Annotated in this window: 15 protein-coding genes; 4 read left to right on the forward strand and 11 right to left on the reverse strand. The window is 47.0% G+C overall.

Translation table 11 applies throughout. The features are described from left to right. Together OU814_RS19165 and OU814_RS19170 are read left to right on the forward strand one after the other, a co-directional pair. Window positions 1-162 (forward strand): dihydroxy-acid dehydratase domain-containing protein (locus OU814_RS19165; RefSeq protein WP_268242086.1); only part of this gene is annotated, 162 nt, incomplete at its 5' end. A 221-nt stretch (window positions 163-383) separates the two neighbouring features. Then, entirely contained in the window at window positions 384-626 is a 243-nt protein-coding gene (locus OU814_RS19170) for a hypothetical protein (RefSeq protein ID WP_268184737.1), read from the forward strand. Window positions 627-688: 62 nt separating this feature from the next. On the opposite strand, the gene OU814_RS19175 is transcribed toward OU814_RS19170, so the two are convergent. Together OU814_RS19175 and OU814_RS19180 are read right to left on the reverse strand one after the other, a co-directional pair. Continuing rightward, window positions 689-1,876, reverse strand: coding sequence for a hypothetical protein (locus tag OU814_RS19175; protein ID WP_268184738.1), 1,188 nt, complete (start codon window positions 1,874-1,876; stop codon window positions 689-691). Between the two features lie 28 nt (window positions 1,877-1,904). Next, the gene (locus OU814_RS19180) at window positions 1,905-3,311 is read right to left on the reverse strand and encodes a cytochrome P450 (protein ID WP_268184739.1); all 1,407 of its coding nucleotides are present in this window, start codon (window positions 3,309-3,311) and stop codon (window positions 1,905-1,907) included. A 486-nt stretch (window positions 3,312-3,797) separates the two neighbouring features. On the opposite strand from OU814_RS19180, the gene OU814_RS19185 reads away from it, so the two are divergent. Together OU814_RS19185 and OU814_RS19190 are read left to right on the forward strand one after the other, a co-directional pair. Beyond that, a complete protein-coding gene (locus tag OU814_RS19185; RefSeq protein ID WP_268184740.1) occupies window positions 3,798-4,316 on the forward strand; it encodes a hypothetical protein in 519 nt (172 codons plus the stop codon). Window positions 4,317-4,538: 222 nt separating this feature from the next. Continuing rightward, the gene (locus OU814_RS19190; RefSeq protein WP_268184741.1) at window positions 4,539-5,336 is read left to right on the forward strand and encodes a cyclase family protein; all 798 of its coding nucleotides are present in this window, start codon (window positions 4,539-4,541) and stop codon (window positions 5,334-5,336) included. A gap of 329 nt (window positions 5,337-5,665) precedes the next feature. On the opposite strand, the gene OU814_RS19195 is transcribed toward OU814_RS19190, so the two are convergent. The 9 genes from OU814_RS19195 to OU814_RS31385 form a co-directional block, all read right to left on the reverse strand. Next, on the reverse strand, window positions 5,666-6,394 hold the full coding sequence (locus tag OU814_RS19195; RefSeq protein WP_268184742.1) for a Bax inhibitor-1/YccA family protein: 729 nt from the start codon (window positions 6,392-6,394) through the stop codon (window positions 5,666-5,668). 76 nt (window positions 6,395-6,470) lie between these two features. Then, window positions 6,471-7,199 (reverse strand): TerC family protein, encoded by a 729-nt coding sequence (locus OU814_RS19200; RefSeq protein ID WP_268184743.1) that lies wholly within the window; start codon window positions 7,197-7,199, stop codon window positions 6,471-6,473. 44 nt (window positions 7,200-7,243) lie between these two features. Further along, a complete protein-coding gene (locus tag OU814_RS19205) occupies window positions 7,244-7,588 on the reverse strand; it encodes a rhodanese-like domain-containing protein (RefSeq protein WP_268241789.1) in 345 nt (114 codons plus the stop codon). Window positions 7,589-7,739: 151 nt separating this feature from the next. Next, window positions 7,740-7,877 carry a hypothetical protein gene (locus OU814_RS19210; protein ID WP_268241790.1) on the reverse strand — a complete coding sequence of 46 codons (138 nt, stop codon included), beginning with the start codon at window positions 7,875-7,877 and terminating at the stop codon, window positions 7,740-7,742. Between the two features lie 21 nt (window positions 7,878-7,898). Next, the gene (locus OU814_RS19215; protein ID WP_268241791.1) at window positions 7,899-8,099 is read right to left on the reverse strand and encodes a hypothetical protein; all 201 of its coding nucleotides are present in this window, start codon (window positions 8,097-8,099) and stop codon (window positions 7,899-7,901) included. 6 nt (window positions 8,100-8,105) lie between these two features. Continuing rightward, the gene (locus OU814_RS19220; protein WP_268241792.1) at window positions 8,106-9,254 is read right to left on the reverse strand and encodes a saccharopine dehydrogenase family protein; all 1,149 of its coding nucleotides are present in this window, start codon (window positions 9,252-9,254) and stop codon (window positions 8,106-8,108) included. A gap of 66 nt (window positions 9,255-9,320) precedes the next feature. Next, window positions 9,321-9,617 (reverse strand): hypothetical protein, encoded by a 297-nt coding sequence (locus tag OU814_RS19225; RefSeq protein ID WP_268241793.1) that lies wholly within the window; start codon window positions 9,615-9,617, stop codon window positions 9,321-9,323. Between the two features lie 607 nt (window positions 9,618-10,224). Continuing rightward, window positions 10,225-10,899, reverse strand: a complete 675-nt coding sequence (locus OU814_RS19230; RefSeq protein WP_268241794.1) for a hypothetical protein — start codon at window positions 10,897-10,899, stop codon at window positions 10,225-10,227. Window positions 10,900-11,599: 700 nt separating this feature from the next. After that, window positions 11,600-12,344 (reverse strand): IS1 family transposase gene (locus OU814_RS31385; protein ID WP_442786146.1). Its coding sequence is split into 2 segments (ribosomal slippage): window positions 11,600-12,086 and window positions 12,085-12,344, totalling 747 coding nucleotides; the frame shifts between segments, so codons are not numbered across the junction. Window positions 12,345-12,570: the final 226 nt, after the last annotated feature.

The following is a 12,570-nucleotide window of genomic DNA, read 5'->3' on the forward strand; positions in this document are numbered from 1 at the left end:
AATGCTCATGCTCAAGTTCTGCATCTTAATGTTCCAGACGCAGAACTTGAACAGCGTCGCGCAACTTGGCAACCGCCTACACCCCACTATCAGCGAGGCGTACTCGCAAAGTATGCAAAATTGGTTTCGACCAGCAGTTTAGGAGCCGTAACTGACTTATGAAAGTTCAGTATTAAATTCGGCAATTCTTGAAACGCAAAAATCTCGTCTATTGGCAAAAGCCTGCTTCATCAATGAGAATCATCTGCTTAACTTCCAGAAGGTAGTCTGAACTACCTTCTGGTTTGTCTCCGCTCATAGAATGATGTTTGCTGCTCGACAACTTGCCACAATCGTCGTTAACCCAATGAAAGGATTCGTAGACGAAATTAAGGAGAATTTTAATGGAGCGGACGGTTAGTGATCAAGACGGCATTACCTGGTCTTGTGTTGAGGCATTCACCGGATTGTCGGACGAGGCAGAACACTCAGAAGCTGCGCAAGTAAAAGGGCAGGAAGATACTTACTGGGTGGTCTGTACGCCAAGTGGTGGAGCGCAGTCCGTTCGGCTCAAACTATCTGGCGATTGGCGAAATGATTATTCGGATGAGTCACTGCTGCAAGAAATTGAACAACAGTCACGCTAAACAGAACTCTGGTGATGTTCTAGACGTGGAGTTCCAATTGCAGTGCCAAGATCGTAAACAAGCTATCCAAATCGACCGAGATTACGGGTCTCTGCCACCTGCTCAATGAAATCTACGACCGCAGCAGCTAGGGATTTGGTAAAAGCACTGTGCTGTAACCGTGAGAACCGGATGGCAGCATCTTCTTGCAGGACTTGAGCAAGTGACTGTGAAGCGTGGTATTGGCGGTAGGCAAGTTCAAAATAGGGCTGCGCTTGCTGCAACCGCTCAATGGTCGGGAAGCGATCTCGTTTGATCTGAGAATTGAATTTGGGGTCAGCAGGGAGCAGATTCCAAAGCTCGTTGATCGGGTAAACAGATACAGGAACTAGGTGATCTAAATCGTAGGCGATGCCTTGAGTAATTTCACGTCTTGTCCAGGGACAAATGAAGGTGTTGCCTTCGAGGATCAGGAGGTCGATGTTGTTGCGTTCCCAAGTCAGAGGGCGACGATTACCAGGGCGCTCGGTCAACAATTTGTAAATGTGCCCACGATCGAGGTTTGGATTATCCTGCTCGATCGACTCGGTAAATAAGCACCATTCGTGAATACAGAGTGCTTCAACCCAGAGCGACATCTCTCGAAACACTTGCCATAATTCTGCTTTCACAACCAAGCATTTTTCCTGAGGCTGAGTACTCGGAACTGCGATCGCACGATCGCTGAGATTGCTGAACTGGATTGGCTTCTCAAAGACCGTCCAGTTGCCAGGACCCGCGTATCGAATGGGCATCTCAAGCGTTTTGCTAATATCTTTGAGCACCTGCTCGTATGCTTCGAGCACACCGGTTGGATAGGTTTTGCGCTTGCGGGGAACACGCAGATCATTGATGACAAAGAACCCATCTGAGGGACGCGCACGACCGCTAAGACACTGCTCCCATACTGCCCGAAAGCGGGTTAGAGCAGGGCGAAATGCCATATCGTTTTTGCGTTGAGTCCCGACGTAAAGGGTGGTGTCGCTTGAAGCAATGGCTCGCTGTCCTTGCCAGATAGGTTGATCAACCTGAACAAATCCCCAGTAATATGCCACCCAAAATTCAGCCAGTAGCCGGAGTGGAATCGCAACGTCCTGACCATAACTTCGCAAATCAGGAAACGACAGCACCACATCATTGACAGCGCGAAGCAGCGCAATTTTATAACTTGTAATTTTGGCATCATGTTTCAGGATAGTGCTGATCACGTTCCCAGCAATGCGCTCAACCATTTGCAAAATCTAGAGGGGATGAGGAATTCTACTTCAATTCACTCCTGCTGAAGTATGGGGTGAGCCTATTATCCTTGAAGACCTGCAGTTTGAAATGCCCTGAGGGCGAGATCGTCACTCCCCGCCGCGTCGGTCGAATCGGTTTCGGGTTCACCAACGTCAACTTCCAGTTCGACAGCAACTCAAACAAGACGAGCTTCATCTCAAATAATGCAAAAGCAGCACCAATACAGCGGCGATCGCCACCACCAAACGGTAAATATTCATACGGCGAATATTGCCGATGCAGAAACCGCTCTGGCTCGAATTGCTTTGGATTCGGGTAAACTGCTGCTCGATGATGCGCTAGATAGATTGAGGGCATGATCACCGTACCCGGTTCGAGCGCATAACCCGCAATCTCAATCGGCTGTTTGACCACACGTGGAAAGGCACTCATGGCAATCGGGTAAAGTCGCAAGGTCTCCTGACAAACCGCTGTGAGATAGGGTAACCGTGAGATCGTCATGGGTTCGGGTTCGGCATCGAGCGTTGCAAATTCTGATAGAAGTTTAGTCCGCACGTCAGGAAGGGCTGCAATCCAGTACAGCGCCCATGTTAAGGCAGAGGCAGTCGTTTCATGTCCAGCAAATAGCAGTGTGATGAGTTCGTCGCGCAGTTCCACATCGCTCAAGGGTTGCCCGTCTTGATCCCGTGCGCCCATCAGCAGTGCCAAAATGTCGGTTCTGTGGGCATCAGGATGAAGACGACGATCGGCAATTTCAGCGTAGAGTAACTCATCTACCCGCTGCCGCGATTTCAGAAATCGTCCCCACGGGCTCCAGTTCCCCCAGGCTTGCCGCAGGAATGGATAGAACAAGAGCATCGCCCCGAGCGGAGAGCCAAAGCGATCAAGCATCTGTGTTAATCCTTGCCGAATCTCCTCATACCGCTCTCCGTGCTCTAGTCCGAACACTGCCCGCAAGATGACTTGGAGCGAAATCGACTGCACTACAGGACGCACTCGAAACGTCGTGCCGCTTTTCCAGCTTTGGGTCACTTGAGCGGTAATGGTCTGGATCAGTTTGCCGTAGGAGCGCATTCGATCCCCGTGAAACGGAGGCATTAATAGTTGCCGTTGACGCTGGTGTGCCTCACCTTCAAGCAGAACAATGCCATGTTCACCTAATAAAACTTGAAGCAGTTGATTGCCACGTCCAGCACTCAGTTGCTCAGGGTTCGCTGTGAAGATCGCTTCAAGGGCTTCGGGACTGCTGAAGTAGACCATTGCGGTTTTTGCGTCAGGCTGAGACACGCGGTAATCATCGCCGTAAGCTTGGCGACGAATTTCCACAGTTTCGAGTGGACGAAACAGAAAGCGCAGTCCCCAGAGGCGACGTTGCCACTGGGGAGTTTGAGCAGGACCATTGAGTGAGCGAGGAATGCTGCCAGTCATGAGCGATTGAATCCGAATCGATGGGCGAACAATGCTTCTTAAAGTGTAACGAGTGTCAACCTGACCAAGTTGTATAACGTGAGCGCGAACCGATTCACTTTTTCTGACGATTCTTGCAGTCAGAATGGGGTTGCTATTGTTTGATTTGACGATTCGATTTTGATGGCTGAACTTTGATACTCCCCAATCCGTTGAGTAGAGGTGGGAGTTGATCGAGCGATGCGAGAAATTTCAGAAAGGTCGGGACGATCACGCTTCGCAGCGATCTCACTATATTTGATTGATGGCATCATTTGCTGATCGAGGTGAGCGAGAAGTTAGGCAAGTTGAGCCAGGTTATTGTGCCTTTACTCAAGCTGTACAGCCTCGATACAAGATCGAAAGCATTAAATTGTGTATCTGTAGAGTGAAAAGAGCACAAAAAAACAATCCAGACACAAAAGGCGACAGAATTTTCGTATCCTCTAAGAAATTAAAGAAGTAAGTATGCCCTTTCCCAAATCGGCTCAGAGCAAGGGCGGCAAAGCGCCCGCAAGTGCAGTCCAGAAACAAACGGCACGGGAATGGGTACAGCAACACTGCCCCTGGAGAAACAGTACGGGTGCCAGAAGTCCACTCGGTAAGCTCAGTGCCAAGTACAATGCCGTGCGTCCTGGCTCCTACAAGCGCTTTGTCAAAAGTTGGGAAGAAGACTTTGAGCAAGGCTGCTTGGAGGCAGAGCAGGCGATCGCAGCTTTTGAGGCAGATCGAAGGGTGTATCCGGCTGACTATGCTGATCTCCAGGTGAAGCGCTATCAAGGGCAAGATGGAAACGGCAATTGCTGGTGTCTGTTTATGGTGTATGCCACCTACATCGGCAGCGAGGAGACGGTACAAGCAAGAATCGCAGTGGCACGAGCGATTCGCAAGCAGTTTCATTCTGCGAAGAAATGCGTTGATCGAGTCCTGTGGTACGGAATGCCATCTTGGTTAGAAGACGCCTTAAGACAGCCAGACCTGGCTTAATCCGGCTTAACCCTTATTTGTCACTCTCGCTAGAGTGAACTCTAAAATCCATCTGTGGCGCGGGTTTCCTATTTTGAGGGGTCGAAAATGACAAAAGAGCAAAACGCAGGTGCAGCAAAGCTTTCAGCTTTTGCACCTGCCAAAGTGACAAATGAGGGCTAAAGTTATCTGTGTGACGATAAAGGGTGAGACAAATGGTACTTATGCAAGGAGAAACACACTTTGATCAATCAAGAAACAGTCGAACTTCTGGGGCAGCGTGTTCAACTCATTGATCTCAGCCGTCCCCTTGAACCCACTGCGAGTGAACCCACTCCGCCCCGGATACAGCATATCTCGCATCAGGATTGTGCTGAGATGTGGGAATTTATGTATGGCATTCCATCCGCAGCTCTTCCGAATGGACTGGGTTTTGCAGGCGAAATCGTCGAAGCTTCAACGCACGCTAGTACTCACGTAGATGCACCCTGGCATTACGCTCCAACTTCGGAGGGAGAACCTGCCTGGACGATTGATGAAACTCCACTGCATTGGTTCGTGGGGCAAGCGATCGTTCTAGACGTATCGGATCTACCCACAGGATATTTGATCACACCCGATGAAATAGAGAAACGTTTAGAGAAATTAAGCCATACTATTGCACCCGGCGAAATAGTGCTTTTTTGTACTGGAGCAGATGCTGTGTGGGGCACAGAGGAGTTTTTTAGCTATGGGTGCGGATTAGGCGAGGAAGCAGTTCTTTATCTAGTTGATCGAGGTGTTCGAGTGATTGGTACTGATGCTTGGAGTTTAGATCGTCCTTACCCGATTATTGGTAAGGAGTGGGCAACTTCTCAAGACTCCAAACGTTTGTGGTCGGCTCATTTTGCAGGGATAAAACGAAAATATAGTCAAATTGAGAAATTAACAAATTTGAATCAGCTTCCCGCTGTTGGTAGCACTATCTTGTGCTTTCCGATCAAAGTCAAGGGTGGTAGTGGAGCATGGTCACGAGTCATTGGGCTAGTACTAACAAGGTAACATTCCCTAATGAGAGTAGCATTCAGTCTCTTGCGTAAATACCTTAATGAATAGAATTCGCTACTACACAGGCAAAACCTGCCGTTACGGACTTCGTTTCTGTAGCCGAACACTTAAGGGTGAAAGGTTTGAGAGATTTACGCAGGAAGTTTATTAGAGCAGTTTTGACAATAATTAATTCTTGTTGAATATTAGATCACCGAAAGTGGACAAGTTCCCCGCTATACTGTTTGTCCGAGATCCTTGAGCGTTAGATTTTCCGGATTATTCATGCTCAAAGCGCGATCGTGTAATGCGATCGCGCTTTGCTTCATCAAGCCAATCCAGCTTTAGTCACGGCTATTAAGCGCAATCAGAAACCGCAGGATAAATACAAACAGATTGATGTAGGTGAGATACATTGATAGTGCCGCTGGAAGATACTGCTCATCTCGGTAGCTGCGCGGCAACACAAAGAAATCGACTACCGCCGCTCCGACAAACAAAAGAACCCCAATTGCAGAAATGGCAACTTCTAGAAAACTAGGGATGTAGATCCCAAACAGAGAAAGCAGTAGTTGACCGATCAACACGATACACAAAGCAATGATGCCCAGTTGTACCGTTTTGGTGAGCGCCATGCCGTCTTGCTCAGAGAGATTTGAGCTGATCGAGTTTGCGCCAATAAATGTCACCCCACAACCGAGAGCCGCAAATCCCACGCCGTTGATTCCGACTCCCTCGGTTTGCAATGCCAGAAACACCAGTCCACTCAAGGTATAGCCCGACAGCAAGCTATAGGTAGCCAGGAGCGGTAGCGCAACGCCGTTGTTGCCTTTTTCAGCCACACTAGAGGCGACAAAGAACAGAATCAGTTCCAGTACGATCGCTCCGATAAATGTCGGCATGAAAATCTGAGGGTTGTTCTGAATGACCTGCAAGCCCCCAAATGTACCGACAGCAGTTAGAACTAGTCCACCGCCCAACCAAGGCAGGGCATTAGCAATAACATTAGGTCCAATCAGCGCTTGAGATTTGGCATCTTGAACCGCTTTGCGAAAGTTACTCGTGTTGCTCATGATTTCCTAACAATAAAACAGCAGTGAAACAATCATGTTCTAGTTTGCAGTGTTTACGAGACTAGAACGGAAAACATCAGGATTTTTGCAGAGATTCGATTGCGGTTTCTCGAATCTCCGGTGAATTCTGCAAGGGTTTCTGAATGCGACGAGAAAATCCCCAAACAAACAACAGTCCAATCAGGCTGACCATTGCCCATTCTGGCGGCACTAAGTCAGGACTGACGACCCGAAGTAGCAACCGCAGTCCTACTAGCGCAACTGCAAGATACCCTGCATCTTCGAGATGCGTGAACTCTTCCAGCCAATGAATGAACAATCCGGCTAAAAACCGCAGTGCAATCACGCCGATCGTTCCTCCCAGAATAATCAGCCAGAGTTCCTGAGAAATTGCGATCGCAGTCGTCACGCTGTCCAAAGAGAATGCTAGATCCGTTAAGGCAAGCAACGGAATGATTTGCCAGAGTGATCGCGCTTGAGTCGGATTGCGACTGTTTGATGGCTCTATTGTGAAATACTGCCAAGCTAACCAAAGCAGATACAGCGCTCCTGCAAGTTCAAATTGCCAGAACTGAATAATCCAGGTTGCACTGGCAATTAGCAGCATTCGGAGGACGTAAGCAAGCCCTAAACCAATGTTTAAAGCACGTCGCTCTAGTGCTGGGTTTTGCAAGGTTTGGGTCAATGCTGCCAGCGCGATCGCATTATCTGCGGATAGGACAGCCTCCATCGCAACCAGGACAATCAGCAAAAACAGCGTTTCGATGCCGATATTGAAGGGAGAATTGAAAATTTGATCCAGCATTGAGTTGATTTCACCTTATACTTGAGTAACCAGACTGTCAGAATTTAGGCAGGAATTTTAGTCAACCAGGTTGTATATCCCGCCCTTTTCCATGCCGCAAGTCCTCCTTTAAGAACGTAAACTTTGCCGTAACCGCGCTGAATTAATTGTTGAGCAGCAGACAGACTTCGCCCTCCCGATAGGCAAGTGACCAAAATAGGTTGACTTCTAGGAATGTCTTTCAGCGCTACATCGACGTTGAGTCGTTGCGCTCCCGGAACCGTCCCGGTGATGAATTTCGGGTTTTGCACATCAATGATGAGGAGCTGTCCTCGCTGTTTTCTTGCTTCCTCTGGTGTCAGCAAAATTGGTTCAATTTGTTGTTGAATTTTGATTGATCGAGCTTTCATTGAATTTCTCCTAGTTACTGTTGAGCGATTGATCTGATGAATTAAACAGGCGAACTATGGTGGGAAAATTAGCTCAATTACGATGCAACTCGTAATGCAGCATTGAGAATTACAGTGTGAATTCATGATTAAGATACCGATTTTGTAATGGTTAAGCTAAATGAGATCGCAGTGCAGACCAAAGCACCGAGATAGAAATGCACCAAATCCCGATCGCAAGTCCAGCCGTTAGGAGCAATCGCCGAGATCGCGAATCAGACCATTCTGAAAAACAGAGACGATTCAACATTCTAACTATCCTCAGGAAACATTACCGAATAGGAAGATGTCGCCAAGCGACAACAACAAAAATCAGCATTGAGGCTTGAACCAACCAAGGTGCTAAAACTAAGCTCATTACAAAGCTCAAAATTGCAACGATCGCTGCAAAAATCCCAACCATTTCTTCTTGTGCAACCTTGGCAATATAGGTAGCAAAGCAGGTTAGGGCAGATACAACGAAAAACGACATGGCAAGTTAATAAATGACAGCAGAAGGGACCTTAGAGAAGTGAGAATCAGCGTTGGGGACGAACTGTTGTTGAATGTCAACGCCTCGACTTTGCATTGCTGCTTCAAACATTGGAGTTGATATCGCTTGTTCGGGTGCCCAGACTCCTGGTTTTTTCAATTCACCGGATAGCAACAATTCTGCGATCGTCCCGGTTCCGATTCCCGCAGCATCCGCAGTGTTCGGATGCACCAGAGTTGAAACACAGCGCACTCGTTGACCGTATTTAAATCCCGTAACCTCGGATCGAATGGCAACCTCGGTTCCACCGAACCGATCGCTGATCCGTGTTATCGCATAGCTAACTCGTGATAGAAACTCAATTACGCTCTGTGATCTGAGCAGTCGAGGATGCCAGAGCCGCGCTACACTCCAAGTAAGATAGTTATAGAAGTGTGGAACTGAGCCGAACTTGGTCATCACCGTTTCGATGGGGAAAGTATCGGCGATCGTAAAAGATTCAGGCATATCGAACCAATACACCCCAACTCTGCCATAGTGCGGAAAATCGATGACTTCACGATCGCTGTAAGGCTGGACTTTTTGGCGTTTGCCATTGATCTGAGCCTCGAACTGACGCTGCAATCCTAAAAACGTCGAGCGCATCATGGTGAGTCCTGCACCTCCAGAACCCCCTACTACATAGCTCAGATGAACCTTCTGAGCTTCGTCTAGCTGCTCAATATCACGCCGCACCATACTGTTAGAGATGCCCGGAAAAACGCCTGTGTTGACGATCGCGGTAATTCCTGCGGTTTCTGCTTTGGCTCGCAGCGCGATCGCTTTACAAGTAAATGAAGGATGATCGCTAACATCGAGATAGTTCACGCCAGAATCAATGCAAGTTTTTAGAACAACTGCATTTCGATAATGAAAAGGACCTGCACAATGAATCACTAAATCAGATTGCGAGATCGAGTCGAGGAGGCAAATCCAATCGTTCAAGTCAATTGGCGCAAAACGGCAGCGATCGCCTAACTGTTTACTCAGCTTGATTCCCACGTCTGGATTGCGACCTGCGATCGTCACTTGAGCCTCAGTATGTGCCAGTAAATCTGCTGCAATTTTGCTGCCAATGCGTCCAGTACCACCCAAAATTAAAACGTGTTGTGTCATCTTCTTTACTGCAATTTAAACAACAAGACTGCCTCTCAGAACACCGTTCTAGAGTTCGCAGATTAGCTAGACAAAGGATTGGGCAATCCGATTACCAAAGTCATACAACAGGGCAATCTGATAGCCGTAGAACCGAGGCAAGTCATGATTGTCGATCGTGCTGTCGCTAAAAAACAAAGCACTTGAAATCGGTTTGTGAGCATCATTGATTTGAATGAATGATGTGTCGATGAATGCCAGAAGCGATAGAACAGCCGCCATTATGAGAACGACGATCGCGCCAACGCTCAACCAATTCGTGAAACACTTGCGGTAAAACCGCGATCGAACAGAACATCCTATCGATCGTTCTAAAAACATCATGATTGAAACTCCTAACCAAACGAGTTCTAGAAAGTCCTTCGCGACATCGGCGCTATCTGTGGTTCTTCAAACTTCTCTTAGAAGTTACTTTTTCCAACACCGGTATTTCCTGCCAGCAATTTCTACAGAACCAATAGATGCGGTGATTACAGATATGCCGAAGTAGTAAATGAGAACAGCAGGGGCAAATCCTTGTCATAGAGCTTCTTGTCTGACATTGCAGAATCACCATGATCGAAACTCCTAATCCAATCTATCGTTACCCAATTTGACCAAACTTAATTCCTATGCAGATAAGGTTCACCTCAGAATGAAGCAAACAAATCCGCTGCTAGATGGACTTTACGAAAGGTGGAAACTGCAACGAGAAGTAGAACAAGACTCTAACTCTGAACGCAAGGAGCAGCCAGCGCTACTTCAATAAAGCGAGTCAAACAGCTTTTTCTGCTTGACTGTTCTTTCCCAATGTCGATCGACAGAACAATCAGAATTGACAGTAGCCATTAAAGTAGCGTTCAAGTATCGATGAACATCAGCATCCATGATTCTAAACACTCCATCAATCTAATTTCAGGTGAATGATACTTAGTAAAGTATCGTCAGTGATTTAGTAGTTAAACGACACAACCATTGCAGCCATCGCCAAGACGATCGCGCTAACTCCCATCAACTCTGTTTTACCTTTAGAGAGCGCATAAGCAGGTTGCAGCCAAAACTCCAGTGGACGACTGATCTGAGGCATCACAAACCAGGTCAAAATGATGGTCGTCACAATCAGATTGACTAGCATTGAGTTGGCGTAAGACCAAGACTGCATAATCCCTAAAGATTCAAACAGTTTCGATTGTAGAAACACAACTGGATAGAGTCCTAAAACAACAATAAGCGCTTGTTTCCAGGCTGAAGGTCCTAGACTAGACATCTCCGCTCCATCCTGACGAGAAAACCAACCTTCTAAACCCGTTGTAAACGATTTGAATCGGTAAGTCTCGAAAAAATCTTGCCCCAATTTCATTAACTCTTGGCGATCGCTAGAGGTTAGCCAATCATTGAGGTGAGTGGGTGAATCGAAGTGAATCACTGAATACCACTTAAGTACACCATTTCTACACTCTAGCGGTGAATGCAAATCCACCTGAACAAATCCCTTAGCCTGCTGGATGCTGTGGACTAACGTTTGATGCCATTGTCGAAACGCAAGTTGTTTTGTTGTTGGAACAATATGCTCCATAAAGGCGCTGGAATAAAAGATTTCATCCTGCACCGGATGAGTTGATAACATAATTCGGGGATTTCTATTTCAAAACGGTAACGACGGCTACACTTTTAATTCAATATCTTATTCGAGTGAATTGTCTCCATCAGTAGAGAGATAACCCAAATAAGATGCAAATACTTTCATCCGAGCGCGATCGACTCTAATCGTGGCTCCAAATCAAGTAATCAAAAACCTGAACACAAGTAATCTGGATCAGCAACAAACTCTGTGCCGATTAACAACTAAATAGAGTTCAGGTAAAAAGCTTTAGGCGCTGAGAACAGAGAGTCAGCAAGCATTAGGTTAACGAAGCGACAGAAACTTTTGCTTGACAGTTCTTTCCCAATGTCGAGCGGTGAAATGATCAGGGTTTGAGCTAAAAGCCGTGCTTGGTTCGAGGTTCAAGCATCGGTGAACATCTTCACACATGATGGCACAATGTCTTAAACTGCTTTACTTTTACGTAATCTTTCTCATCATATCACAGCTTATTAATAGCGGCTCAAATTTCGATTTATCGAAATAAATCGTCTCAAGCTTGACAGACCTCCTCAAAGCAGGCTGAAATTAGAACATTGGAGCTACATAGTTCACGCGATGTGCAACTATTTTTTGCTAAGAGAATCCCCCAGGATGAAGCTAAAAGTACAAAGTTTCTAGCGCCTGTGGGACGGTATGTATACTATCGAAGAGTTGGTAATGTTTTAGATGTGTGGATATGCAGTCATACCGCTCGTCCAAATTCATAGCGGTTGATGAACAATCCAATCACCGCATCGTGCATCTCCTCAGTCTTAGAGAAACAGATCGTCTTTCTTGCTAATCGCTTGATCCGAGTTCTCAACTTGAGATGCTTGCGCTCAATGCGCTGAGTGTTGCCTTTTCCGATAGTGTGCTGCTGCTCGTCTAACAATCGCTGGTAAGCTCCCCAGCCATCAGTGTAGAACTGCTGAATCGAGAAGGGAGCTGACAGTTGCTGAAGCTGTTTTAATGCTGCATCTTCATGAGTTGCTAGTACATACGCCAAGACTTCCCCACTCTTGTGGTCAATGGCGTGCCACAACCACCGTTGCTGTTTCTTAGACTGCACAAAGCTCCACATTTCATCCATTTCTGCTGCCTCAACTTGCACTACCAGGATGGCTTGGTCATCCGGTTGTCGCTGTCTCAATAAGGCTGTATTCACTTGCTCAAGGTGCTGTGACTTTTTTCAGCGTCTCTATCACCGTGCTGGTGCTAATTCTTAACACGCGTGCCGTGTCCCGGATGCCACAGCCGTTGAGTGCCAGGTCGCTGATTTGTTGCTTGACTTCCTTCAGTCGTCCCCGATAGCTAAAATTCAAGATAAACGACCGTCTCGAACACTCAGAGTTACGGCAACGATAGCGTTGTTTTCCGGCGGCACTACGACCATGCTTCACGACATCAATGCTGTGGCAATCGGGACAATGAACCGGTTCTAGCACCATCGGTCAACTATCGCTAGCTCGGCACAGCAATTCTCTCATATATCCACACATCTAAAACATTACCGCTGTTGGACAACCAGAGATACAGAGCTTGATATCTTTCCTAGAAATTAAAGGAATTGGTTTTGCCTCGGCTAAAAAGTCTTGCAACTTGTGTCAGCCAAAACTACTAATTCATAGAACTAAGCTTGCCCTGAGCTTATCTACGACGGTTTGAGACTACACT

The sequence above is a fragment of the Leptolyngbya sp. GGD genome (assembly GCF_026735145.1).
Taxonomy (GTDB): Bacteria; Cyanobacteriota; Cyanobacteriia; order Leptolyngbyales; family Leptolyngbyaceae; genus Leptolyngbya; species Leptolyngbya boryana.

What these genes read in the sequence shown, in the direction of transcription:
- OU814_RS19230 (WP_268241794.1), bottom strand. Translation starts at nt 10,899, where the DNA reads ATGTTATCAACTCATCCGGTGCAGGATGAAATCTTTTATTCCAGCGCC.
- OU814_RS19175 (WP_268184738.1), bottom strand. Translation starts at nt 1,876, where the DNA reads ATGGTTGAGCGCATTGCTGGGAACGTGATCAGCACTATCCTGAAACAT.
- OU814_RS19185 (WP_268184740.1), top strand. Translation starts at nt 3,798, where the DNA reads ATGCCCTTTCCCAAATCGGCTCAGAGCAAGGGCGGCAAAGCGCCCGCA.
- OU814_RS19180 (WP_268184739.1), bottom strand. Translation starts at nt 3,311, where the DNA reads ATGACTGGCAGCATTCCTCGCTCACTCAATGGTCCTGCTCAAACTCCC.
- OU814_RS19220 (WP_268241792.1), bottom strand. Translation starts at nt 9,254, where the DNA reads ATGACACAACACGTTTTAATTTTGGGTGGTACTGGACGCATTGGCAGC.
- OU814_RS19170 (WP_268184737.1), top strand. Translation starts at nt 384, where the DNA reads ATGGAGCGGACGGTTAGTGATCAAGACGGCATTACCTGGTCTTGTGTT.
- OU814_RS19195 (WP_268184742.1), bottom strand. Translation starts at nt 6,394, where the DNA reads ATGAGCAACACGAGTAACTTTCGCAAAGCGGTTCAAGATGCCAAATCT.
- OU814_RS19225 (WP_268241793.1), bottom strand. Translation starts at nt 9,617, where the DNA reads ATGATGTTTTTAGAACGATCGATAGGATGTTCTGTTCGATCGCGGTTT.
- OU814_RS19205 (WP_268241789.1), bottom strand. Translation starts at nt 7,588, where the DNA reads ATGAAAGCTCGATCAATCAAAATTCAACAACAAATTGAACCAATTTTG.
- OU814_RS19215 (WP_268241791.1), bottom strand. Translation starts at nt 8,099, where the DNA reads ATGTCGTTTTTCGTTGTATCTGCCCTAACCTGCTTTGCTACCTATATT.
- OU814_RS19210 (WP_268241790.1), bottom strand. Translation starts at nt 7,877, where the DNA reads ATGTTGAATCGTCTCTGTTTTTCAGAATGGTCTGATTCGCGATCTCGG.
- OU814_RS19200 (WP_268184743.1), bottom strand. Translation starts at nt 7,199, where the DNA reads ATGCTGGATCAAATTTTCAATTCTCCCTTCAATATCGGCATCGAAACG.